The following is a 24,461-nucleotide window of genomic DNA, read 5'->3' as shown; positions in this document are numbered from 1 at the left end:
TCGACAAAGGGTTAACGCAACTCTGGTGATACGTATTTTTGATCCAATGGACCTGTATATTCGGCGCGAGGACGAATCAGGCGGTTATTTTCATACTGCTCTAAAATGTGTGCAGTCCACCCAGATACACGACTCACAGCAAAAATAGGTGTAAACAGGTCTCTCTTGATACCCAGCTGGGTATACACAGAGGCAGAATAAAAATCCACATTGGGCTTCAAGCCTTTTTGCCCTGTTACAATTCCCTCAATTCGAACTGACATATCAAACAACGTTGTGTCGCCGTTCATTTCCCCCAGCTCGCGGGACATTTTGTGCAAGTGTTTGGCACGCGGATCACCGTTTTTATAGACTCGGTGTCCAAAGCCCATAATTTTTTCGCGGTTATCCAGTTTCGCCTGAATATAGGAGTCCACCTGATCCAAGCCACCAATCTCCTCCAGCGTTTTGGCCACAGCCTCATTGGCCCCACCATGCAGTGGTCCTTTTAAAGCTCCAATTGCAGACGTGATTCCGGAATAAATATCCGACAATGTGGCTACCGTTACACGCGCAGCAAAGGTAGAAGCATTTAATTCATGATCGGCGTGCAACACGAGAGCCTGATTGAACGCTTTAATAGCCGTCTCCTCTGGATCCTTGCCAGTCAGCTGATACAAAAAGTTTTCAGCGATGGAAATACCTTTTTTAGGCGCAATCGGCTCCAAGCCCTCGCGTATACGTGCTATAGCTGCCACAATGGTAGGCAATTGCGCCTGAAGCTTGACGGTTTTGGTCACATTAGACTCTCTCGACATATCATCCGCCTCTGGGTCATACAAAGCGAGAGACGATACGGCTGACCTCAAGGCAGCCATCGTGCTCAAATTTTTCGGGTATAACTTTAATTGAGTAACAATTTCCTCCGGAATAGCAGCGTATTCGCTTAACTGGTTGCGAAGCTCCTGCAATTGCTCTTTATCAGGTAATTTTCCAAACCACAACAAATAAGCTACCTCTTCAAAATCGGCGTTAACAGCCAAATCATCAATGTTATAACCCCGGTACGTGAGAACGCCATCTACGATAGAGCTTATGGAGGAAGTGGTTGCTACGATCCCTTCCAGACCTTTAGTCGCTGTCATCGTTACATCTCTCCTTTGTAAAAACATTGTGAACGGACTTGCAATGTAAACATTTTCAAAAGTAAGATAAGTCTTTTAAATAGCTGAGTAATGTTAACGCCATATGTCAATATTTAAACCTTCTTTCACTATACTGGATTTTGTCGTTTATGTGAACATTGAGGGCTATTCCAACACATTCAAATGTTTTATCGCTTCCATAAATAAATTTTTGAAACCCCTTACAAAAAATATTGATTCATTTGCACTTTTTTACACAGGTCTTGTCTCCCCCCTTTCCCGCATATGTATAATAGAGCATTTATTTTATGAAAAACTATCGTAAAAGAAAGGAGCCGTGAAAGCTTGAGCCGGTTAATCCTGAATCGCATATTTCGTGCTCTATGGGTAGCAATCGTGATTGTAGCTCTGTTACTGGGCATATATGCGCTTTTCCCTCTCATCTATCCTTTCCTATTCGCCTGGCTTGTGGCTTATGCCATGAATCCACTAGTTGGTTTTCTGCGTAACAAAGCCCGTATGCCGCGTTGGACGGCTGTCACGGTCTCATTATTTGTATATTTAGGTGGAATTGCAATTATCCTATCTGCGGCAATCACCCGCATGGTCCGAGAAGTTATAAAGTTGGCCATGACTTTCGACGGACATATTGAGCGTTTTAAAAGTCTGTTTATCGATTGGACACAAAGCGATTTGATTCAAAATGTAATTATTGAAATTAACCATTTTATCCGGGATAATCCGGATTACCAACACACCATTAACAGCAATATTGATAAAACAACCCAAACCGTCAGTTCAGCTGTTACTACGCTAGTCGCTCAATTTTTCAATGGAGTTTTGAACTTGCTGACCTCTCTGCCTAATATGGGAGCAGTCTTAATGGTTATTGTATTAGCAGCCTTTTTTATTAGTAAGGACTGGGACCGACATAGTCGGATGCTCTCAAATACGATTCCTGATACGATTCGCAAACCATTGTCGGATATATGGCACGATCTGCGTAAAGCACTGTACGGCTATTTGCGTGCACAGTTTATTATCATCTCCATTACGGCATTAACGGTCATTGTTGGGCTGTTCATATTGCGTGTGGAATCCGCCTTTACCATCGGTTTGATGATCGGGCTGGTGGACTTGCTACCTTATTTGGGGGTTGGCATTGTGATGATCCCGTGGATACTGTATGCGTATATGTCTGGTAATTTGGCACTAGGGGTAGGATTGTCGATCCTTTATATCATCCTATTGGTTGGACGACAGATCGTAGAACCTAAGGTGCTGGCCAGCAGCGTGGGCTTGAACCCGCTTCCCACCCTCATCGGTATGTTCATCGGGCTCAAGCTGTTTGGCGTTTTAGGACTGATTATCGGACCTGTATCCCTCATTGTCGTTGATGCACTCAATCGCGCGAATGTCATTCAGGACTTGCGCAACTATATTCTCGCTGGAAGAGTCCACTAGATCATGGATAGGAAAAACGGCAGTTTACGTCAAAACCGCCGAAACGTAATACTGCCGTTTTTCATTTTTTTCTCCAGCCACTTCAATAAAAAACGTCGGTACAACGCTCGTGTTAAAGGGAACACCAACGTAAAGCCAATAATATCTGTTAAAAATCCGGGGATAAGCAGCAAGCTCCCACCGAAAAAGACACATAATCCATCCAGCATTTTACGGCCGGGCATTTGTCCCCGGTTCATTTCATTTTTCGCATCGGCAATCACCTTACGACCTTCAAATTGCATCATGGCAGCCCCGATTAGGGTCGTCAGAATGATGAGTAAAATCGTTTTACCCGCTCCAATCCAGTGACTTACCCATATAAACCCGTACAGCTCCGCCAAAGGAATGAGCAGCAGCAACAGCCACAGACGTTTACGCATCATCATGACTTCTGTTCCTCCCCGCCTGTAAAAGCAGACCTTAACGCAGTGTACAGCTCAGGTAGCGCCTGATCCAGTCGAACAGGCTTCCATTCGGTGTTCAACCATACGTGCCGTGTCATCCCTGTGACAAGCAGCTCTCCCGGCAGCGTGTCTGCCTGAGTCCATACCTTTCCCAGATACCTTTGATGCTCATCTTCCGTTACCCGTCGAACCTCATAGATATAGTTTAGACGTAGTCTGGAGAAGTCCGTAATTGCGGTATAAACGGTAATTAAATCATCATATCGAGCAGGACTCGCATATTTCGCATTGATTTCAATAACTGGCAGCAAGACTCCTCGTTCCTCCATACTCCGATAGTTAAAACCCGCCTGTCGGATCATTTCGGTGCGCCCGATCTCAAACCAGTTCAAATAATTTGCATGATATACGACCCCCATCTGGTCGCTTTCCTGATAACGGACGCGTAGCGGTGCGCCATACCAGCGTAATTCCGTTTGTTTCTCCTCTTGAGTCATACAAGCTCTCCTATCTTTGTGCATCTTTATCTCTATTTTACCCTCTCTCCATTAAACCATATTTACAGCCCGGGAACAAAAAGAGGGCAGACCGAACGGTCCGCCCTCGCCAATCATATATAATAATGCCTTTATTATTGTGGCAACGGTTTGGACAGTTTATAATATCCGCTATCCGAAGCCAGCTTAAGCAAGCTCTTAGCCTGACTTCCCGCCCAGGCGTAACCAAGTCGTCTTTCCTCACTAATTTTCATGATGTCGGTATACTTTTTGCCATCCCTATCTGAAAAGAAATACTTGTTGTCTTCCACATTATAGAACCGATACCACATTACGCTCGATGCGTCCTTTTGGAAAAACTCCGGACCTTGACGATTGTATTTGATACCGTCGATTCGGTTCGCGTCAAACCATTTCAAAGCACTCTGAGCCGCTTTTTTCACTTCAGCGGTTTGCGGCTGGGACATGAGAAAAGCAGTAATGCCTACTGATTCTGTAGTTGTTTTGGAAGGTAGCTCAAATGCCCGAGCCTCAACCGATGCATAAGTGGCGGGATCATGCTGTGCACCCCAGATTGTCGGTGTACCATTATTTACAATTTGGGACTTAATTGTGTACTGGATACCTTTGTTTAGTGCTTGCTGAAGTCTGGAGCGGTAAGAGTTATCCAGAATATCGCTATCAAACGGCTGCTTCTTGTTCACAATATCGTCAGCCAAAACCATAACTCTGACCATCGCATCATCATTATAAGTTACGGCATCGGAATAATTACCACGTTTAGGGTATACTTGAGGCCAGCCACCTGAGGAATATTGAGAGGTTAGTACGAAGTCGACTGCTTTTTGTACACTGTTCTTAATATCTTTATTTTTGGTTTTTTTGTATACATCCGCTAAAAAACGAATCTCGGTTGTCGTGGCCTCGTTATCAAACGTTCCGAGCTCAACACCATCCTTGCTTTTCCATGTGGAGCGTGCAGTTTTGCCATCCCATTTGGATTTATAATTCTTTTCCATAGCTTTGAAGAATCCGCCATGTGGCAATTGCCAGGATACAATATTTAAGGCAAGCGTAGTATCCTTGGATATATTCCCCGTAGAAAACTTGCTAAAGTCGCGCATTTTGTTCAGGAGGCTGTCTGTATTCACAACAGCGGTTGGCTTCGCCACAGCCGACAGCCCAAATAATTGCTCACGATCCAAAACACCTGAATTTACATCGCCACCATAAACGTCCGGTCCCACAGCTGAATCTGTGGTAAGTTCATAAGAAGCAGTCGCCGATTCAAGTCCTGAATCATATGTAGCAGGCACCATCTCCTGTGCCGCAGCCCATGAGGGACTTAGGAGTCCTGACGTTACTGTAATCGCCAAACTTGAAAGCGCTATCATATTTACGGTTGAACACATCTTCTTCTTCATTTGAACCTCTCCTTTATTTTGAGTTGGGTAATTGCGTTCAGTTTAACCCTATATATTCTTGCTGAAGATTCTTTTTGATAGCGAGGGGAACTAAACCACTATTTATGTATGATAAATAGTTAGTTGTATTATATGAAAATATACCCAAATGATCAATATATTTTAATTTATTAATAGATTAAAAAAGTTACAAAACGTTGCGAACAATAAAAATCCTCTTACTAATGCTGGATTAGTAAGAGGATTTTACGTGGAGCTAATATAAAGTAGGTCGATGAGCAGCATCGCTTAACCAAATCGACCCATGATGTACTCCTGAGTCAGCTCATTTTCAGGATTCGTGAAAATATCGTTCGTTTTCCCATGTTCAACCAGACTTCCGATATAAAAATAAGCAGTATAATCGGAAATTCGTGCAGCCTGCTGCATATTGTGCGTCACAATAACGATGCGCAGTTCTTTTTTTAATTCGCTGATGAGCTCTTCTACCTTGCCTGTAGACACAGGGTCTAGTGCGGAGGCTGGCTCGTCAAGCAATAGAATTTTCGGCTGAACGGATAGTGCACGTGCAATGCAAAGCCGCTGCTGTTGCCCGCCAGACAGTGCCAGAGCCGAGTCGTGAAGGCGATCCTTGACCTCATCCCATAATGCTGCTTTACGCAGGCTGCTTTCAACGATTTCATCAAGTTGTTTCTTCTTGCGTACCCCACGGTATTTGGGACCGAAAGCGATATTATTGTAAATGGATTTGTAAAAAGGATTGGGACGTTGCCACACCATGCCAATTTGCTGACGCAGCTTGATCACGTCCGTTTCCGGTGCCGTCAAATCCTGTCCATCCATCCAGATGTGCCCCGTTGTAGAGGAAGACGCAATCTCATCATTCATCCGATTAAGGGAGCGCAAAAAGGTCGATTTACCGCAGCCGGAAGGCCCGATCAGGGCAGTCACTGTCTGTTCGGGAAATGCCAGATTCACTTTTTTCACAGCCTCAAAGCTGCCATAATAAATACTCAAATCCTCAGTACTGAACGGATGCGGCGGTTGCCCCGCAAGCTGTTCCGAACGCGTAGACTGAACGGATGTTGCTGGTGCGGCGGTTTTTGCCGTTCGCGTAATCACATGTTCCATTGTTCTCCATCCCCTTTCTAATCCATACGTTTGGCAGCTGTCAGACGGCGGTATACAACTCTTCCGAACCATCTTGCACTCAAGTTGAATGCAAGCACAAGCAGCACCAGTACGGCAGAAGCGCCTGCAGCAATATCTTTGGAGTCAGGAGCAATCCCCTCACTGTTGACCTTCCAAATATGAACAGCCAATGTTTCAGCAGGTCGCATCGGGTTAATAGGCGATCTGGCATGCAATGGATTCCAATCGGTAAAATCAAGCGGCGGCGTACTCATCCCTGCTGTAAACAGCAATGCGGCGGCTTCCCCGAAAATACGGCCTGCGGCTAAAATGGTACCCGTAATTAAGCTTGGCAGTGCGGCTGGTAGCAATATGGAGGTGATGATTTTCCATTTGGACAATCCAAGTGCAAGTCCAGCTTCCTTTTGCTCCTTCGGCACAGCTCGGAAAGCCTGCTCAGTTGTGCGAACCATCAGCGGCAGGTTAAATACGGCCAAAGCCAAGGCTCCTGATAAGAGGGAAAAGCCAAAATCAAACGTATTTACGATAAGTAGTAGTCCAAACAATCCGATGACGATAGACGGGAAGGAGGACAATACTTCGACGACAAGTCGTATAAAGTCCGTAATTTTCCCCGGCTTTGCATATTGCGCCATGTAAATACCTGCGCCCCAGCCAATCGGAATGGTGATAATCAAAGTTAAGATTAACAAAAATACGGAATTAAATAGTTGTGGGCCAATACCACCGCCTGCACGTAATGTTTGGGGAGCACTGGTTAGAAAGTCAAAAGAAATATGACTGACTCCGCGGGCCAAGATGAAGCCCAGTAATCCAACCAAAAGAGCAACAATGAACAAGGCGAAGAAACAGATTACAAATGTAGCGATCTTGTCGGTCGTTTTAGCTTTCATCAAACCCGGTTTCTCCTTTCAAGCAGCCTTACCAGCAGCACGAAAATGAATGTCATGAGCAGAAGAACAAGCGCCATGCTCCAGAGAGCATTGTTATGAACGGAGCCCATCGCTGTATTCCCCATGCTAAGTGTAATCACGCTGGTCAAGGTCGAAGCGGATTCCAGCAAGGAATGCGGTATGTGCGGAGCATTCCCGATTACCATCTGTACAGCCAACGCTTCTCCGAAGGCACGAGCCATACCGAGAATAATTCCTGTTAAAAGAGCAGGCAACAGCGTCGGAATAATGACACGGGCGATTGTCTGCCAGCGGGTAGCACCCAAAGCATAAGAGGATTCACGCAGCCCCCCCGGCAAGGAAGACAACGCATCCGCCATAATACTCGTAATCGTCGGCAAAATCATGACGGACAACACTAGGCAGCCTGCCAGAATGCCGATGCCTTGTCCTCCAAACACGTTCCGCAGCAGCGGGACGATCACGGTCAAGCCGACAAAGCCATATACAACAGACGGAATACCGGATAATAATTCAATCGCGGGTTGAAGGATACGTTTACCCGATTTCGGCACGATTTCCGTCATAAATAAAGCCGCACATAAGCTGAGCGGACTGGCAATTAAAGCCGCCAGTATGGTTACTGCAAAAGAACCCGTAATAAACGGAAGCGCGCCGAAAGACTTAGGCTCGCCATCCGGGCTCCATTTGGTTCCAAAGAAAAACTCTCGCAGACTGACTCCATTCACCGCAAATGTAGCTACACCTTTGGAGGCAACAAAATATACGATGGAGACAATGACTGCAACTAAAAAAACGACACAAACCGACGTATATATGCGGCCGGTCCATTCTTCCCAGTAATGTCTTTCTTTCATAACTCGGGATCGTTTATTCTGTTCCATGTATGCCTTCCCTTCAATTGGTTCCATACTGTAACTCCTTTAACCGAAGAATAGAGGCCGGACGCTAGTCCGCCTCTTCTTCGTGAATATACTCGCGTTAGCTGCGTTCATCGAACAGGAGGTATGACTCTCCTTATTTCGTGATATTACCGTCAGCATCACGTTTCACTTGCATACCTGCTACTGGAATGTATCCCAAGTCTACGACATCCGTTTTTTGGATTTCATCTGACAGAATGTAGTCCAGGAATGCTTTCACATGCTCTTTTGGCTCACCTTTAGTGTACATATGCTCGTAAGCCCACACTGGATATTTACCTTGTTCTACATTTTCAACGTTAGCTTCAACGCCATCGTATTTCAAAGTAGTAACTGTGTTGTCGATGTAGGACAGAGCCAGATAACCAATCGCACCCGGTGTTTCAGCAATCAGCTTTTTCACAGTACCGGAGGAATCTTCTTGAATGGAGCCCGGCAGATCTTCCGTTTTTTGTCCCAATGCGTATTTTTCAAATGTTGCACGAGTACCGGAGCTGCTTGGACGGTTTACAATAACGATTTTTTGATCTGCACCGCCAACATCTTTCCAGTTCGTGATTTTACCTGTAAAGATTTGTACCAATTGATCTTTTTTCAGGTCTGTAACACCTACTTTAGGATTTGCTACCGCTGACATGGCTACAACAGCTACTTGGTGATCGACCAGCTCATCTGCGCCGCTCTCCAGTTTTTCTTTTGCAAACACGTCGGAGTTACCGATGTCCGCTTGTCCGCCGGAAACCTGAGTCAAGCCAGTACCGCTACCGCCGCCCTGCACTTGAACTGCAATGCCTTTATATTTATCGACAGCCATAAATTTTTGTCCCGCTTGCTCTACCAATGGTTGAAGTGCAGTGGAGCCAACAGCCAGAATGTTTCCTGTCAGTTCAGCAGCTGCTTTATTGTCTGTTCCTGTAGCAGCTTCTCCTTGTGGTGCAGCATTGTTACCTGATCCGCAAGCTGCAAGTGCAAATACCATGGTGAGAGTCATCAGAATGAACGGCCATTTTTTCAACATTTTTTATTGTCCTCCCCTTAGTTAAGTGACGGTTTTTTATTTATGACCATCAACACTTTTACATTGTAGGCCTGGAATGTTAGACGAACGACGTGGTTTTGTAAAACAAATATAAAATATTGATAGATAAATTATTTTTCGGTATATAATTAATCTATAGTTTGAAATTCACATATGAATGACATATAAGGAGAACTGTTGGATTCCATGAATATTCTAAAATTGCGTATTTTGATGCTGATCGACAAATTCCATAAGGCGACGGATGTGGCCGAAGCTTTGCAAGTCAAACAACCTACCGTCAGCTTTCATATGAAAAGCTTGGAAAAGGAAATGGGTATTTCCCTATTCTCTCTTCAACAAGGCAGGATTATGCTAACGGAAGCTGGAAAAAAATTATTACCTTACGCAAAGCAGATCATCTCTCTGGAGCAAGAAGCTAGACAAGCTGTAGATGAACTGACAGAAGAGTCACAGGCGCAATTACATCTGAGTGCAGAGTCGATATCAGGTACGTATCTCCTCCCCACTTTGATGGCTAAGTTTGCTCAACGATATCCAGATTGTCGTATTCAGTTGGAGATTCAATCCCCGGATGCAATTAAGCAGCTACTGAAACAGGGGGAAATTGATTTTGCTTTTCTCGACGATAGAGATTCTCTTCCAGAGTATACGGTGGCAGAGCCAGTGGCTTCAGATCAAGTAGGAGTTATCCGTTCTGCATCTGCACTTGCACCTGCATCCAAATTAGAGGAGGTCGATGGACCCGATATGCTGGACAAGCACACATGGGTAAAATATAGCGGTTCATCAGTTGTAGATCAGTATTCCTCGCTAGTTAAGCCTCATCTGGAAATCAACTCTTGGGAAGCGGTAAAGCAAGTCGTAAGCGGCGGAGAAGCGCTTGCCTTCTTTCCTGCAAGCGGAGTCGATAATAATGACAATGCTGCTCCCTCGGTGGAATGGCTTCCTTATCCCGAGGCTGATAACAAAAGGAGCCATTATCAAATAAACATCGTGTATCAACAAGATACACATATGAACTTGATACAACAGGCATTTCTTGATTTCATACGACGAGAAGGACTGGAAATGAAAAGCTAGAGAACATAAAAAAAGAGCATCCAAGTCTTATTGACTTGAATGCTCTTTTGCTTGTTATAACGATACATACAGCCTCGGTATTATTTCATGGAGACTTTAATTACGCTTGTGCTGGAACGCAGCTAATTTTGATCAGGTTCGTAGAACCGGAATCACCAAGAGGTACGCCCGCAGTAATCACAACCAAATCGCCCTCTTTAACGAGGCCAGATTTGCGACCGCCTTCCAGTGCGTTGTCAAACAGACTATCTGTTGTGTCAACGATTGGTCTGCCTTGTACTGCATGTACGCCCCAGATCAGAGCCAAACGGCGAACTGTTCTTTCCTGTGTTGTCACAGCAACAATCGGAGCTTCAGGACGGTATTTAGAAATCATACGCGCCGTTGTTCCGCTTTGTGTGGACGTCAGGATCGCTTTGGCATGCAGGTCAAGTGCAGAAATAGAAACAGATTGGCTGATTGCTTCTGTAATACTAATTTCTTGAGCCGTTCTTTGTTTCTTGAACAAATCACGGTAGTTCAGAGAGGACTCAGCTTTTTCTGCAATACGTGACATCGTCAATACGGATTCTACCGGATATTTACCCGCAGCTGTTTCGCCGGACAGCATAATTGCGTCTGTTCCGTCAAAAATAGCATTCGCCACGTCACTTGCTTCCGCACGAGTCGGACGCGGGTTACGTTGCATGGAATCCAGCATTTGTGTTGCCGTAATAACAGGCTTGCCAGATACATTACATTTGTTAATCATCAATTTCTGCGCCAGAGGCACTTCTTCAGCAGGAATTTCCACACCAAGGTCACCACGGGCAACCATCAGGCCATCCGAAGCTTCCAAAATTTCGTCCAGGTTGTCCACACCTTGCTGATTTTCGATTTTTGAAATGATTTGAATATGACTGGCGTTGTGTTTCGCCAGCAATTCACGAATTTCCAGTACATCACTTGCTTTACGAACAAAAGAAGCCGCGATGAAATCAATGTCCTGCTCAATACCGAAAATGATATCATTAGCATCTTTTTCCGTAATACCAGGCAAAGAAATAGCAACGCCTGGAACGTTAACGCCCTTCTTGCTTTTGATCGTTCCGCCATTAACAATGCGGCATTTGATTTCAGTGCCTGATACTTCAATAACGGTGAGTCCGATCAGACCATCGTCGATCAGAATGGTGGAGCCGGGCTCCACGTCCGAGGGAAGATCCTTGTACGTAATGGAAATACGATCTTGCGTACCGAGAATTTCTTCCGTTGTCAGCGTAATGAACTCGTCCTGAACAAGCTCAATAGGTTCAACTTCGAGCTTTCCTGTCCGGATTTCCGGCCCCTTCGTATCGAGCAAAATAGCAACGTTTTTGTTAAGCTCCTTACAAGCTTGACGGATGTTTTTAATCCGGTTGCCATGCTCCTCGAAATCACCGTGAGAGAAATTCAGGCGGGCTACGTTCATACCAGCCAAAATCAGTTTCTTCACATTTTCCAATGACTCACTGGAAGGACCGATGGTACATACAATCTTAGTTTTGCGCATTTGGGTTTTTCCTCCGTTTTCAAAGGTGCTACTCTTTATATCTTTTTCCAACAATTAAATCTACTACACTTTTTCCTATTTGTATAGGAAGTTCGTCATATTTATTGTTACCCGTTTACAGCGTATTACAACATAGGCCCAGATTCCGAAGGCTTCAAGAAGGTGTATTGACCTATTTTTCGAAATTTTTGATACCGATCTTCCCTCAATTCATCGCAGCTCATATTCGTAAGGTCTGCCAAATGACGTTCCAATAGCTCCTTGATTGCGGCAGCGGTCACTTCATAGTTACGATGCGCGCCCCCTTTCGGCTCCGGCACAATATCCTCGATAATTTCCATGCGCAGGAGGTCATTAGCCGTAATCTTCATGGCTTCAGCTGCCTGATCGGCCTTGGAAGCATCTTTCCATAGAATCGAAGCTGCACCGTTTGGAGAAATGGCCGAATAAATGGCATGTTCCAGCATCAGCACACGGTTACCGACTGCAAACGCAAGCGCACCGCCGCTTCCACCCTCGCCGATGACCACACAAATAACAGGCACCGAAAGCTTTGCCATCTCCCGCAAGTTGCGAGCAATTGCTTCCGATTGACCTCTCTCCTCTGCTGTATTACCCGGATAAGCGCCCTTCGTATCAATAAATGTAATAATAGGGCGTTTAAATTTCTCAGCCTGCTGCATCAGACGCAAGCCTTTACGAAATCCTTCCGGATGAGCACTGCCAAAGAAACGTGCAATGTTATCTTTCGTATCCTTACCACGCTGTTGACCAATGACGGTCACCGGAATACCATTTAGCTTGGCAATTCCGCCCACAACCGCCAGATCGTCTCCAAACAAGCGGTCGCCGTGTAATTCAATAAAGTCCGTAAACACCTGCTCAATCAGATCAAGAGATGTTGGTCTTTGATGATGACGGGCCAGATGCATTTTTTGTGGTGCTGTAATGTTCGAATATATTTCTTCTTCCATCTCGAGATAACGTTCCTCGAGGCGGTTGATTTCATCTGTAAAATCAATTTGCTTATCCTGTCCGAATTGCTTGAGTTCTTCGATCTTCTGTCGCATCTCGACCAGGGGCTTTTCATAAGGCAATTCACCAGCCATCTATTCCACCCCTTTCACACTGTGCAGATCAAGCAGTTGCCCGAGGGTATCGCGCAGTTCCTTGCGATGTACAACCATATCCAATTGTCCGTGCTGCAAATTAAATTCGGAAGTTTGAAAATCATCCGGCAGCTTCTGTCTGATCGTCTGTTCAATTACAATACGCCCTGCAAAACCGAATACAGCTCCTGGCTCTGCGATATTAATATCTCCAAGCGTAGCAAAGCTGGCGGACACTCCACCTGTAGTCGGGTCGGTAATAACAGAAATATACAGCAAGCCCTGCTCATCCAGACGAGCAAGAGCAGCACTTGTTTTGGCCATCTGCATCAAGCTTAAAATACTTTCCTGCATACGTGCCCCGCCAGAAGTTGAGAAAATAATTAGCGGCAGACGCTTGTCTATTGCTTGCTCAATGGCGCGGGTAATTTTCTCTCCTACGACCGAACCCATACTGCCAGTAAAAAAGTCAAAGCTCATCACAGCAACGACAACAGGATGTCCATAAATAAGGCCGTCGCCCGTAACGACAGCCTCTCGCAAGCCAGATTTCAGGGTCTGTTGCTCCAGCTTGCTCGCATATCCCGGAAAGTCCAGCGGGTCAACCGAAATCATATCGGCATCATATTCCGTAAACGTGTCTTCGTCGAGCACCATGCGAATGCGATCCATTGCATTCAAACGCATATGGTATCCGCACACCGGACACACTTTCAAATTCTTCTCTAATTCCTTGCTGTATTGAATACTTCCACACTTGCCACATTTGGTCATAAGACCTTCGGGAATTTCCCGTTTGGGACGATCCGGCATGTCCGCTTGATCGCCGCTCAGCGCCCGTTCCGAAGGGATGGTCGCGTATTTACGCTTCTTTTGGAATAAATCTTTAAACACAACTACACCTCTCCAGCCGTTTATTTGTCAGCCGTAACCGATACAAGGTCCTCTGCCGTCTATGCGGCACCTTTAAGCATTATGTTCATACACACGTCAACGCCTGTTACTAAAACATTACCGCCGATCGTGCATCCTTTGTTCCATTCATGCTGCTGTATCACTTCCGCCGTTCCGGACTCAAGGGCGCAAAATCGAATTAAGCACTTCCTGTATTTCTTCGACTTCACCCGAAGGCACAAGTATCTCAAACTGTTGCTTGGACGCGCTGATGGCCCGGGCCTGCACCATAAAACCTTCTTCAGACAGTTTGAGCTTAATCATGTCAGCCAGTCTGGCCGTCGGTGCAATATAAATCACCGTCCACATGCCTTGTTTCTACCCCCTAAGCCTCAAGTTTTGAGCCCATATAATAGACTCATGATAACATACCTTACTTTTTTCCCGCAACAAAAGCCCTCCTGATCATTCAAGTTCCGTCGGAGGGCCTAGAAAATCATCAACTCTGTCTACACAGGTCAATTAAGCGTCCAATGATGCAGGATAATGCTTGGCATGGAGGCTCCGATGTGCAATGCGCGAAGAAGCAGCGGCAGCTAGTCCGGCGACAAGATCGTCTAAAAACACATGAATACCACTGCCTTTTTGGTTCAGCTGTTCAATAATCCCCGTCTTTTCCTTATCCAGATAACCAAAACTGGTTAAGCCGATCATGCCGTACACACTCGTAATTCCAAGAGCCAGTGTCTCGTCCACTCCGTACAGCGGTTCGTCAGCCTCCATAATGGCTTGCAATGGCTGGGGGAGAAGTTTTTTTTCGGCCAGCTCATCGAGCGCAATACCTGTGAGCAACGTATATTGAACCTCGCGCTTTTGCAAAACCGCTTTGACACTGTCTATACATTCTTCCATCGTCAAATGAGGATAATATTTTAGCTGAAGCTGAAAAACAATGTCCGCAATGGACTCGATACGAATGCCTCTGCGATTTAACAAAGTTTCTGCATATTCATAGGACATAATTTCCCTCCCGCTTTCACCGTGCAGTTCTATTCTTTCACCGTACGGGACCTTATGGTGCAGGGTACGTGTTGAATCTCCTGTTCCGCCAGTTTTCCAAGTGTATGCGGGAGGGAAGGAAAATGTTCATTAAACCGTTACAATAAGGGCGGTTTGTTGTGTGCCTATCATTTGACTTTCACCGTACCTTCACCCAACATCGACTCCATTTGATCCAAAAGCTGAGGAGAGGGCTTAATGTTGTAAGCATCGCTCAACGCAAGCAGACGCTGGTTGCTCTCATAAAAAAGTACGGTAGGCATAACACCGGGATGCTCCTGTAGCAGTGCCTTGAGACTGACCAGCAAGCTGGCGTCCTCCTCGGCCTGGCGGGTGATTTTGACAAACACCCGCTGACGAGTGGTCGGCTCCGAGCTGCGCGGGACTGGCACCTGCCCACCGCGAGCCGCTTCGGCTCCGAGCGGTGAAGCAGCCATCACGGGACGGGACGCCTTCGGTTGAGGCGAAGCAGATGCATTGGCTGCCGTAGGCGGTGGCGACACGCGCGACGCTCTCCCGCCCGGGCTGCCAGCAGCAGAGCCAGCAGCTGGCACGGATGTTCCAGCTGCGGCGGACGAGCGCGTACTGGCACGTCGGCGCTGAAGGAGTCGTGCCAGCGAGTCTTCCGCCAGCGGGGCGGTCTCATCCGCAAGGAGCTTGAAGTGCTCGTCCTGCTGCTGCATCTTGGCTCGAAGTGTAAGCAAAGCTCCCTTTTCAATCCACTGCTGGCTTCGCTTCCATACCTCAGGAAACAGTACAACCTCACACCGCTCAATCTGATCCTCCAGCTCAATGAAGGCCATGGCCTTACCCTGCTTGGTCGTAATCGTTTTAAGTGACACTACCATGCCTGCGGTCACAACAACCGTTTCATCTGGCACATCGCCCAGCTCCATCAAACGATCCGCCTCGCTGTTTTCCAGCAGCGACTCAAAATCATCCAACGGGTGCCCGGATAAATACAGTCCCAGCAGTTCGCGTTCCAGCTCTAACTGCTGGCTGGCACTGAATTTGGGTACATTGGGATATTCGATATCCCAATTGGGCATTTCCACAAAACCAAACATATCAATTTGCAAGTCATCCCGTTCCTTGCGCCACTTGACGGCTGCATCCACCGTTTCATCCAGCATGGCAAGCAATTGTGCCCGATGACCCGTTAAAGAATCAAAGGCTCCTGCCTGAATAAGCGATTCAATCACTCTCTTATTACATACCCGCAAATCGACACGTCGACAAAAATCGAGTAGGCTGTCGAAAGGCCGTTCCTTGCGAACAGCGAGAATGCTCTCCATCGCCTGTGTGCCGACATTTTTAATCGCTGCTAGGCCGAAGCGGATGCCTCCCTGCTGTAACGGAGTAAACAACACCCCGCTCTCATTCACATCAGGCGGCAACACTGCGATATCCATACGACGGCATTCGACGACATATTCAGCCACTTTCCGATGACTTCCCATCACCGCTGTCAGCATTGAAGCCATAAATTGTACCGGATAATGGGCCTTTAGATAAGCCGTTTGAAATGCTAGCACACCATAAGCAGCTGCATGGGCACGCGGGAAGCCGTAGTCAGCAAAACGGACAATCATATCGTAAACCCTTCCGGCCTCCTCCTCCGTGTATCCCTGCTTGATACTGCCTTCGACAAAATGTCCGCGCTCCAGATCCAGCACTTCGCGCTTTTTCTTGGACACAGCCCGACGCAACAGATCGGCTTCTCCCAGGGAAAAGCCCGCCATGCGCGAAGCAATCTGCATGATTTGCTCCTGATACACAATAATGCCGTACGTATCCTTTAAGATCGGTTCCAGGTCAGGATGCGGATAAGAAATCTCAATCTGACCATGCTTGGCCTGTATAAAGTTAGGAATAAAGCCCATCGGGCCCGGACGATACAAAGCCAGGACAGAAATGATATCCTCGAATACACTCGGCTTCAAATCCTTGAGTACCCGGCGTACACCGGCCGACTCCAGCTGGAATACGCCTCCTGTATCTCCTTTGCCCAGCAAGTCATAGGTATGCGGATCGTTATCGGGAATACGACTAAAATCAGGCGTTTCTCCATGCTCTTCCGCAATCCAGTGTATGCACCGTTCAATAATAGAGAGCGTACGCAGCCCAAGGAAATCCATTTTGAGCAAACCAATGCGCTCTAGATTTTCCATCGAGTACTGCGTCAAAGGTACCCCTTCGCTCCCCTCTTGAAGCGGAACTGCATCGGTCAATGGAGTCCGCGAAATGACAACACCTGCTGCATGTGTCGAAGCATGACGAGGCATTCCTTCAACCTTGATCGCCATATCCAGCAGTTCACGTGTCTTGGGCTTCGTTTCATATAGCGTTTTCAGCTCCGGGGTGATTTCCAGCGCATGACGGATATTAATGCCGAGCTGCGCGGGAATCAGCTTGGCTGCCTTGTCCACCTCGCCATACGGCACGTTCAATGCACGGCCGACGTCACGGACTGCGGCTCTTGCCGCCAGCGTTCCAAAGGTAATAATTTGCGCTACATGCTCATTTCCGTATTTTTGCACTACATAGTCGATAACCTCGTCACGCCGTTCATCACTAAAATCAATATCTATATCCGGCATACTGATTCGTTCGGGATTCAGAAACCGTTCAAAGAGCAGGTTGTATTTTATCGGATCGACATTCGTGATGTTAAGCACATAGGCAACCAAACTGCCTGCTGAGGAACCCCGCCCCGGTCCCGTTGCAATCTTATGCTTATGTGCGAAGGCAATAAAATCCCATACAATCAGGAAATAATCGCTGAAACCCATACTGTCAATGGTATTCAACTCATAGTTTAGCCGTTGGTTCAGCCTTTCCCGTTCCTCCGGTTGCTCCCATCCGGGATCGCTTCCATAGCGACGCTCCAGCCCTTGCACGCACAGATTGCGTAAATAGGACGAAGAGGTCATTCCTTCCGGCAGCGGGCGATATTCAGGCAAAATGGATTGACCGAATTCCAGCTCTAGTTCGCATTTTTCAGCAATACGCACCGTGTTGGCGATGGCTTCTGCCACATGCGGGAATAAACGAGCCATATCCTCCTGACTTTTCAGATACAACTGACGTGTTGGTATACGCAAGCGTTCCTCATCGTCAACTGTCTTCCCTGTCCCGATACAGATCAGAACGTCTTGCACGTCCGCATCTGGCTCAGTCAAGTAATGCACGTCATTCGTCGCCACCAATTGAATATTCAGTTCCTTCGCCAGTGCGATCAAGAGAGGATTTACACGTTTTTGCTCCGAAAGACCATGGTCCTGGAGTTCCAGATAAAAATCATCGCCAAAAATGTTACGATATCGTTCCGCTGCTCGTCGTGCTTCGGCTTCCCGACCATGCAGTAAATGCTGCGGCACTTCACCGCCCAAACAAGCGCTCAGGCATATGATGCCTTCATGATGGGCAGCCAAAGTCTCCATGTCGATGCGCGGCTTGTAGTGAAAGCCCTCCAAATGGCCGATGGAGCACAACTTCATCAGATTTTGATAGCCTGTTTTATTTTTGGCGAGCAAAATTAAATGATATATGGGCTGATCCTTCCGGCTGCCACGCTCCTTGCGCGATCCTGCCGTCATATAGGCCTCACACCCGATAATCGGCTTAATGCCGTTCTCTACACACGCTCTATAAAAAGGAATGGCACCGTACATGACCCCGTGATCTGTAAGGGCCAGCGCCTTCATTCCGTAAGCTGACGCCTGTTTGACCAACTCCGCGGTACGAGCCGCGCCGTCCAGCAGGCTGTACTCGCTATGAACATGCAAATGCACAAATGAACTCATGCGCTTCTCTTCCTTTCACCGCTTGATTTTCTTCAAACTATTTTATCATATCCGCGTTAGTAGCGCCCATAGAATAAAAGTACAGACCTCGGCGGACAAGCGCGGTCCTGATTCGTATACCTAAGGAGGAAAAGAGCATGAGCACTTTTATATCCAAAGCGATTCTCGACTTCTTCATTGCCTTCGGCATCGTGCTTGGGGGAGCCATGCTCGGCGGAATGGGAGCTGTGGTATCGCTCCAGCCGCCAACCCAGACGATGCTGGAGGTTGCCGGAAGAATTAAAATATGGGCGCTTGCTGCCGCTGTGGGGGGGACGATGGACCCGATCCGGGTCATTGAAAGCAATATGTTGGATGGTAATTTGTCACCTGCCATTAAGCAGATATTGTATTTGATTTTCGCCTTTTTAGGCGCTCATATGGGTGCAGAGCTGGTCAAGTGGGTATGCGGCAACGGAAGACCGTGAGGTGAAACGACTATGAGAGTCCCCCCTTTTGAGCGCCTGCGCCCTTTTATGCAATTATCCTCTGTCTTTGTACTCGGTATGATTACGGGAGGAATGATCTACAATGCCATCTGGCATGCCAGCTTCAATCAGCTGTGGACGAACAACCAGGATCTTCAATTCCAGCTCCAGCAAGCCGAGGAGGACAACAAAACATTGCGCAAATACAGCAAGCGCCAAACCGTTGTCAAAGAAATCAAGCTGATCGCGGAGGAAGCTTCGGCCGAAAAAATTGATTCTATCAACCTGAAGGAACTTCTTCGCCGTGTCAGTCGTGATCTGGAGGTGCTGCGCGGCAGAGATATGTTCGAGATTGACTCTGACAGCAAGCTGGTACGTATGTTGCTGCACCAAAAAAAATACACCGTTCGTGACAAGGAGTATACGATCCAGGTCAAAACGATGCTTGTAATGGAAGGGGTGCTGCAAATTTGGCTGGAAGCAAAAGAAAGACTCCCTGAAAGCCACTAAGTCGATCTATTCGACTTCACACCCTGCTCCGATCCATAGGTAGACTAACCATGTTCAATGGATTGAAGCGTCATCACTGCTTTGCATACCAAATGATTTTCCCGTGAAATTGCAATTTCTAGCTTGCAGGTGCGGCGACTCATCTCGAGTAGCATCGGACGAAGAACGACAGCATCCTCTATCTGTACAGGTCTAATAAAATATGTCGTCAAATTGTCCAGCACATAATCCTTGCCGCTCATGTCTCTAGCTGCCCGGTAGCCCGCTTGTGTCATCACGTTGACCAATACGCCTTCCGAGATCGTACCTAAATTGGTCGCCATTTGCGGAATGATAAACCCGCGAAAAAATAACGATCCGTCCTCATTACGCTCCTCGGCAAACCCGTTCCAGATCAGCTGGTCGAACGTCTCGCCAAGTTGCGGCTGCTTTTGGGCGTTACGCAGTGCCTCCAGCACCTCACGCCGTGTAACGGACCCGAGCAGCTTGCGGTTGCGGTCCACGACCGGCAAGTAATCTACACCTTCCCACGCCATCATTTGCGCGGCTGAAGCCAGCGAGGTCTGGTAGGTGACCGTTATCGGATTGCGGATTAGACATTTATCCATCGTATGTTCAGGTAGAAGCCCCTCCACATCTTTGCGGCTGACGATACCAATTAAACGATTCCATTCATCCACTATTGCAAAATGATGATGTCCGGTCGTCACCGAAAGTTCTTCAAACTCGGTAAGCGTGCTGTTGATTTTCAAGGTCAACGTTTTCGGTTTGCCTGCCGCAATGTCTTCAATCAGCATAATTTTCTTTTTGATCAAGCGGTCAAATATGGCTCTATTAATCATAGATGCCACTGTAAAAGTATCATGGCGTGAGGAAATGATCGGCAGACTGATCTGATCTGCGAGCTGCTTAACCTCTCGGCTCGTACCGAAGCCCCCTGTAATCAGCACACCTGCCCCCTGCTCCAGTGCAAGTGAATGCGCATCCTCACGGTTACCTACGATCAGCAAACTACCTGCGTCAATATAACGGGCCATAGCTTCCTCGCGCATCGCTCCGATCACATACTTGTGCAAGGGCTTCTCCAGCCCCTCACTTCCGCCCAGCACATGTCCCTCTACAATATTCACGACATCTGCAAAAGTCAGCTGTTCGGACAAGCCGCGAGGGCGCTTCTCCACTCGTACTGTTCCGATTCGTTCCTTGGTAATGACAATTCCCAGGTTCTCAGCTTCCTTCACGGCCCGATAGGCCGTTCCTTCGCTGACGCTCATTTCTTTAGCCAACCTGCGCACAGAAATTTTGGAGCCTATTTTCAACTGCTCGATATGTCGCAATAGCTGCTCATGCTTCGTAACTGTTTCATCTAGCCCGTCCAACTCTGTTACACCCCCAACGTTCAATCTGTATCATTCTGTATCTATTATAGCACAATATCCCTACATTTTAGACCCTTGTTCATTTTGAGTTCTCCGCTTCGCAAATAGCAAAAAAAGCGATCCCCTCTTTTACAAGGACCGCTTCTTACTATGATTGATTTGTAATCTGGGAGGCAAGCCTAGGACAAGCTGAGAAAACTCACTGCATGCTGCCTTTGTCAGCTTTTTTATCCCATTTCATCTGCCACTGCTGCATTTTGGCCCGCCGCACACGCTCCAGCGTTTTGCGCTTTTCCTCATCCACACCCAGCAAAAAATGCATGTTCGCTCCGATGACTAGCAGCGCAAAAAGTACCCATACCATCCCAAAGCCGTTGACCCAGTTCAAACCGCCTGCAAGCGAGATGCGTGGTAACGCGACCAAAACCATAGTCAATGCAATGAGTGTGTACAAACCGTGTTTCCATTTTTTGAAAGAACCCAATCGTATCCCTTCCTCTCCCTGTGACTCTATGTATCTAGTCTATGAGAGGACAGGAAGGAATATGAGACAAACTTACAGAGATGAACCATACAAATGTTGAAGGCTGTCTGCAATAATTTTGTTAACGTCCTCAATAATCACGCTCAGGCGACGTTCAGCGTCGAACAGGCGACGGATGTTGAGGTTCAAGCTAAGTACCTCAAACAGCTTCTCCATCTTTTCCATCTCTTCCTGTGCTGGCATATCGCCGCTCATCATGCGTTGCTGTACTTCCATTTGGCGTTCACGGAAATCGTCGAGCATTTTCTTGGCTTCTGGATCGGTTTCGATCAGCTTCATCGCTGACGTAATTTCCTCTACCTCTTTGCTTTCCTTCAATGCTTTCGCTAAATCATGGGCTTTGTCATAGATGTTCATGATTGTTTATTCCTCCAATACAAGTGTAGTGTCAACATTTCACATTGTCCGTCAATCACCAAGGGATATATGTCCTCATATGATGAATCAGTGCTATTACAGCCCATTCACGTTTCCCGTTACTTTCAAGACATCAAGTTGCTGCCCGGAAGGAGATCCACGATGTCCATCAAAAAAACAACGATTCAAATCATCGGATCGGGCATCTTGCAGGATGACGTACTCATGGTCGGCGAGTCCCTGCTTCGCAAATGGAAAATATCCGCTGGCCACCCCGTTCAGCTCGCCTTCGGTTCGTTCCGCCAAGAGGTTACCGTCATATCGGTGCCCCGCTACAGCGGCCTACGTGTGGGAAGCGTGCTAGCCCGAAAAATGGGGCTTCATGCCAATTGTGATCTGCGAGTAACCTACAGCCGAGGTCGCCGGACACTTCGAGTGGGCCCACTTATTAGCGTGCTGGTCAGTCGGGACTATCCCGAACAGCCCGACAAGCCTTTCGGGTCGATCACCCTGTTCTGCCGTGAACTAGTCGGGGAATGCCGCAGACAAGGAGCATATGTGTATTTTTTCACCCCGGAGCATATCGGGAGTCAGCCCGGGCGAGTTCAGGGATGGGTGTATGACGGAGGCTGGAAAAAGGCGGTCATGCCCGCCGGCGATGTCGTCAATAACCGTCTTACCTCCCGTAAACTCGAGAACAGAACTAGCGTACAGCATTTCATGAAAGAAGTAAAATCGCAGTACGGCACGACCATTTTTAACGAAAAGTTTCTGGATAAGAATGAAGTATTTGATGCGCTTAAATCAAATTCTTCCCTGCGCAAGTATTTACCCGAGTCCCACTTGCTGCAAACCTTTGCTGTTTTCAAAAAAATGTGCAACCAGTATCCCGCTGTTTTTCTCAAGCCAGTGCGCGGAAGCCTAGGTAAAGGCATAATGCGCATTAACAAGCAAACCGATGGCACCTTTTCAGTGTTATCCACAACAGCGGGCACGCCCCGTAAGCAAATGTATGCCAACGTCGATAAGCTATACAAAAGCTTATCAGGAAAAATGAAAACAACACGCTTTCAACTCCAACAGGGACTTACCTTGATTGATCACGGTAAGCGTCCGGTCGACTTTCGTGCGCTTGTACAGAAAAATGCGTCCGGAACCTGGACCGTAACATCCATTGTCGCCCGGATCGCAGGAGGCAGCCACTTTGTGTCCAATCTGGCAAGAGGCGGCACGCTGAGTACAGTCAAGGAAGCACTGGCCAAAACCACACTGCCCGCAACTGTTAAATCGAATGGGCATACCTCTCTCAAAACAGCAGCACTGGATATCGCAAGCGGAGTGGAAAAGGCGATCCCCGCCCATTTCGCGGAATTTGGTATTGATCTGGCAATAGACAGTACGGGACGCATCTGGTTGCTAGAGGTCAATTCGAAGCCATCGAAGAATGACAACACGCCGTTAAATGATCAGAAAACTCGCCCGTCCGTTAAAAAAATGATTGAATACTGCCGTTATTCAGCCGGCTTCAAATGAATTCATCTCTTCCAGAGTCTGGCTGCCAAAGGAGCTGTTGTCGGTGTCTCTTGTTGTGCCAGGCACGCTGGGCGTGCTTGTTAGCCGGAATCAGGCCGCCACTCCCCCTATTACCGAAGCTGATTTTTGCCGCAGGCTAAGTCTGTTAGGCAGGCGCTCTGGTCTTAGCGTAATGGCGTTTACCGCCGAAGGAGTTTCACCTGAAGATCACTCCATACGAGGTTATGTTTACCGTAACGGAGTATGGACATCCGGCCGCTTTCCGTTGCCGGACATTGTGTATAACCGCTGTCTCCATGTTCACGAGAGCCAGAACGTCAGGCGCACACTGGAAGATATGGCGGAGCAAAAGTCGCGCAAGCTCATCTACTGGTCGCGTAACTTACCTGGCAAATGGCAGGTGTATCGCGCTTTGCATGCGGTAGATAAAGTGCGTCCCTTTGTGCCGCCTACGGCGCCATACCGGGACACGATCCAGCTTGTGGAATGGCTACGACGCCATTCGGAGCTGTTTATGAAGCCACAGACCGGAACACATGGCAAGAGCACACTGTATCTCCGGCTGGCAGAAGGAGGCCAGGGACTACTTGTACAGGGTAGAGACTCCCGTAACCGCCCGTTCCGGCGCTTGTTTTCAGAATTGGATGCAGGATTATCATGGATCCACGGCATTGCACACAAACGCGCTTATATCGTGCAGCCTTATTTGAAATTAACAAGCCAAAACAATCATCCTTTTGATGTTCGCGCACTCATGCAAAAGGATGGCAACGGCTATTGGCGCCTGACGGGCTTTGCCGTAAGAGAAGGCAGACAAGGAACTCTGACTTCTAATCTTCACGGTGGGGGCGAAGCCCACCCGGCTGAGCCTTACCTTCGTGAACAATTTGGCGCGGACACCACGCGTCTCATCATCGGGCAGATGATGGCGCTGTCCTTAACCATTACCAGGGCGCTGGAGGAACGTTACGGCCGCCTTGGCGAGTTGGGAATTGATTACGGTATTGACCGGAGCGGGAACATCTGGCTATTGGAGGTTAATTCCCGACCTGGTCGGGCCTCCTTTTTTCAGACCCGTCAGCCAGAGTGCGCTTTCCAGTCGGTCAACCGCCCGCTCGAATATGCTCGATATTTAATGACCCATTCCAAAGCGACAGGGCCAAAGGGCGCGGGCGCCTCCCTTGAACATACGGTATAGGAGGATAA

At 47.6% G+C, this 24,461-nt stretch carries 23 protein-coding genes; 6 read left to right on the top strand and 17 right to left on the bottom strand.

Features of this window, described 5'->3' with window-relative positions; translation table 11 throughout:
• Positions 1 to 11 precede the first annotated feature (11 nt).
• Positions 12 to 1,124 (bottom strand): citrate synthase, encoded by a 1,113-nt coding sequence (gene citZ / locus T3H97_RS08385; protein WP_328802245.1) that lies wholly within the window; start codon positions 1,122 to 1,124, stop codon positions 12 to 14.
• 345 nt (positions 1,125 to 1,469) lie between these two features.
• Here citZ and ytvI point away from each other — a divergent pair, with 345 nt between their 5' ends.
• Positions 1,470 to 2,588 (top strand): sporulation integral membrane protein YtvI, encoded by a 1,119-nt coding sequence (gene ytvI / locus T3H97_RS08380; RefSeq protein ID WP_328802244.1) that lies wholly within the window; start codon positions 1,470 to 1,472, stop codon positions 2,586 to 2,588.
• A gap of 29 nt (positions 2,589 to 2,617) precedes the next feature.
• On the opposite strand, the gene T3H97_RS08375 is transcribed toward ytvI, so the two are convergent.
• The 7 genes from T3H97_RS08375 to T3H97_RS08345 all read right to left on the bottom strand — a co-directional run bounded on the left by T3H97_RS08375 (position 2,618) and on the right by T3H97_RS08345 (position 8,962).
• A complete protein-coding gene (locus T3H97_RS08375) occupies positions 2,618 to 3,016 on the bottom strand; it encodes an FxsA family protein (RefSeq protein WP_013309596.1) in 399 nt (132 codons plus the stop codon).
• Entirely contained in the window at positions 3,013 to 3,531 is a 519-nt protein-coding gene (locus T3H97_RS08370; RefSeq protein ID WP_250244364.1) for an acyl-CoA thioesterase, read from the bottom strand. The genes T3H97_RS08375 and T3H97_RS08370 overlap by 4 nt, the downstream gene beginning before the upstream one ends.
• 134 nt (positions 3,532 to 3,665) lie before the next feature.
• Positions 3,666 to 4,955 carry a pectate lyase gene (gene pelA / locus T3H97_RS08365; protein WP_328802243.1) on the bottom strand — a complete coding sequence of 430 codons (1,290 nt, stop codon included), beginning with the start codon at positions 4,953 to 4,955 and terminating at the stop codon, positions 3,666 to 3,668.
• 288 nt (positions 4,956 to 5,243) lie between these two features.
• The gene (gene pstB / locus T3H97_RS08360; RefSeq protein ID WP_250244360.1) at positions 5,244 to 6,086 is read right to left on the bottom strand and encodes a phosphate ABC transporter ATP-binding protein PstB; all 843 of its coding nucleotides are present in this window, start codon (positions 6,084 to 6,086) and stop codon (positions 5,244 to 5,246) included.
• Between the two features lie 17 nt (positions 6,087 to 6,103).
• Positions 6,104 to 7,000 (bottom strand): phosphate ABC transporter permease PstA, encoded by an 897-nt coding sequence (pstA, locus tag T3H97_RS08355; RefSeq protein ID WP_023987910.1) that lies wholly within the window; start codon positions 6,998 to 7,000, stop codon positions 6,104 to 6,106.
• Positions 7,000 to 7,932: a phosphate ABC transporter permease subunit PstC gene (gene pstC, locus T3H97_RS08350; protein WP_013370343.1), complete on the bottom strand. Its 933-nt coding sequence runs from the start codon at positions 7,930 to 7,932 to the stop codon at positions 7,000 to 7,002. Before pstC ends, pstA begins: the two co-directional genes overlap by 1 nt.
• A 106-nt stretch (positions 7,933 to 8,038) precedes the next feature.
• Positions 8,039 to 8,962, bottom strand: a complete 924-nt coding sequence (locus T3H97_RS08345; protein ID WP_103048102.1) for a phosphate ABC transporter substrate-binding protein PstS family protein — start codon at positions 8,960 to 8,962, stop codon at positions 8,039 to 8,041.
• Positions 8,963 to 9,169: 207 nt separating this feature from the next.
• Between T3H97_RS08345 and T3H97_RS08340 the strand changes: the two genes are divergently transcribed.
• Positions 9,170 to 10,066: a LysR family transcriptional regulator gene (locus T3H97_RS08340; RefSeq protein ID WP_328802242.1), complete on the top strand. Its 897-nt coding sequence runs from the start codon at positions 9,170 to 9,172 to the stop codon at positions 10,064 to 10,066.
• A 100-nt stretch (positions 10,067 to 10,166) separates the two neighbouring features.
• On the opposite strand, the gene pyk is transcribed toward T3H97_RS08340, so the two are convergent.
• From pyk to T3H97_RS08310, 6 genes are all read right to left on the bottom strand, one after another.
• Complete coding sequence (gene pyk, locus T3H97_RS08335) at positions 10,167 to 11,597, bottom strand: pyruvate kinase (protein ID WP_103048104.1); 1,431 nt, start codon at positions 11,595 to 11,597, stop codon at positions 10,167 to 10,169.
• A 125-nt stretch (positions 11,598 to 11,722) separates the two neighbouring features.
• Positions 11,723 to 12,706, bottom strand: coding sequence for an acetyl-CoA carboxylase carboxyltransferase subunit alpha (locus T3H97_RS08330; RefSeq protein ID WP_328802241.1), 984 nt, complete (start codon positions 12,704 to 12,706; stop codon positions 11,723 to 11,725).
• Positions 12,707 to 13,600, bottom strand: coding sequence for an acetyl-CoA carboxylase, carboxyltransferase subunit beta (gene accD / locus T3H97_RS08325; RefSeq protein WP_013309586.1), 894 nt, complete (start codon positions 13,598 to 13,600; stop codon positions 12,707 to 12,709).
• A gap of 180 nt (positions 13,601 to 13,780) precedes the next feature.
• Positions 13,781 to 13,969, bottom strand: a complete 189-nt coding sequence (locus tag T3H97_RS08320) for a hypothetical protein (RefSeq protein ID WP_013309585.1) — start codon at positions 13,967 to 13,969, stop codon at positions 13,781 to 13,783.
• Positions 13,970 to 14,122: 153 nt separating this feature from the next.
• Positions 14,123 to 14,620: a phosphatidylglycerophosphatase A family protein gene (locus T3H97_RS08315; RefSeq protein WP_023987905.1), complete on the bottom strand. Its 498-nt coding sequence runs from the start codon at positions 14,618 to 14,620 to the stop codon at positions 14,123 to 14,125.
• A gap of 167 nt (positions 14,621 to 14,787) precedes the next feature.
• Complete coding sequence (locus T3H97_RS08310; protein ID WP_328802240.1) at positions 14,788 to 18,465, bottom strand: DNA polymerase III subunit alpha; 3,678 nt, start codon at positions 18,463 to 18,465, stop codon at positions 14,788 to 14,790.
• 137 nt (positions 18,466 to 18,602) lie between these two features.
• Here T3H97_RS08310 and T3H97_RS08305 point away from each other — a divergent pair, with 137 nt between their 5' ends.
• Positions 18,603 to 18,932 carry a YtrH family sporulation protein gene (locus tag T3H97_RS08305; protein ID WP_013309582.1) on the top strand — a complete coding sequence of 110 codons (330 nt, stop codon included), beginning with the start codon at positions 18,603 to 18,605 and terminating at the stop codon, positions 18,930 to 18,932.
• 12 nt (positions 18,933 to 18,944) lie between these two features.
• Positions 18,945 to 19,442 (top strand): sporulation membrane protein YtrI, encoded by a 498-nt coding sequence (locus tag T3H97_RS08300; protein ID WP_061831708.1) that lies wholly within the window; start codon positions 18,945 to 18,947, stop codon positions 19,440 to 19,442.
• A gap of 44 nt (positions 19,443 to 19,486) precedes the next feature.
• Here T3H97_RS08300 and T3H97_RS08295 read toward each other — a convergent pair whose 3' ends face one another.
• The 3 genes from T3H97_RS08295 to T3H97_RS08285 all read right to left on the bottom strand — a co-directional run bounded on the left by T3H97_RS08295 (position 19,487) and on the right by T3H97_RS08285 (position 21,722).
• Entirely contained in the window at positions 19,487 to 20,821 is a 1,335-nt protein-coding gene (locus T3H97_RS08295) for a DRTGG domain-containing protein (protein ID WP_328802804.1), read from the bottom strand.
• Between the two features lie 199 nt (positions 20,822 to 21,020).
• On the bottom strand, positions 21,021 to 21,305 hold the full coding sequence (locus tag T3H97_RS08290; protein ID WP_272640325.1) for a hypothetical protein: 285 nt from the start codon (positions 21,303 to 21,305) through the stop codon (positions 21,021 to 21,023).
• Positions 21,306 to 21,377: 72 nt separating this feature from the next.
• Positions 21,378 to 21,722: a YlbF/YmcA family competence regulator gene (locus T3H97_RS08285; RefSeq protein ID WP_025685398.1), complete on the bottom strand. Its 345-nt coding sequence runs from the start codon at positions 21,720 to 21,722 to the stop codon at positions 21,378 to 21,380.
• Positions 21,723 to 21,884: 162 nt separating this feature from the next.
• Here T3H97_RS08285 and T3H97_RS08280 point away from each other — a divergent pair, with 162 nt between their 5' ends.
• Together T3H97_RS08280 and T3H97_RS08275 are read left to right on the top strand one after the other, a co-directional pair.
• Positions 21,885 to 23,255: a YheC/YheD family endospore coat-associated protein gene (locus T3H97_RS08280; protein WP_272640324.1), complete on the top strand. Its 1,371-nt coding sequence runs from the start codon at positions 21,885 to 21,887 to the stop codon at positions 23,253 to 23,255.
• 43 nt (positions 23,256 to 23,298) lie between these two features.
• The gene (locus T3H97_RS08275) at positions 23,299 to 24,453 is read left to right on the top strand and encodes a YheC/YheD family endospore coat-associated protein (RefSeq protein WP_328802239.1); all 1,155 of its coding nucleotides are present in this window, start codon (positions 23,299 to 23,301) and stop codon (positions 24,451 to 24,453) included.
• Positions 24,454 to 24,461 lie beyond the last annotated feature (8 nt).

It is taken from the genome of Paenibacillus sp. LX16, from assembly GCF_036252815.1.
Classification (GTDB): domain Bacteria; phylum Bacillota; class Bacilli; order Paenibacillales; family Paenibacillaceae; genus Paenibacillus; species Paenibacillus polymyxa_B.
This window is presented reverse-complemented; position numbering and strand designations above follow the sequence as displayed.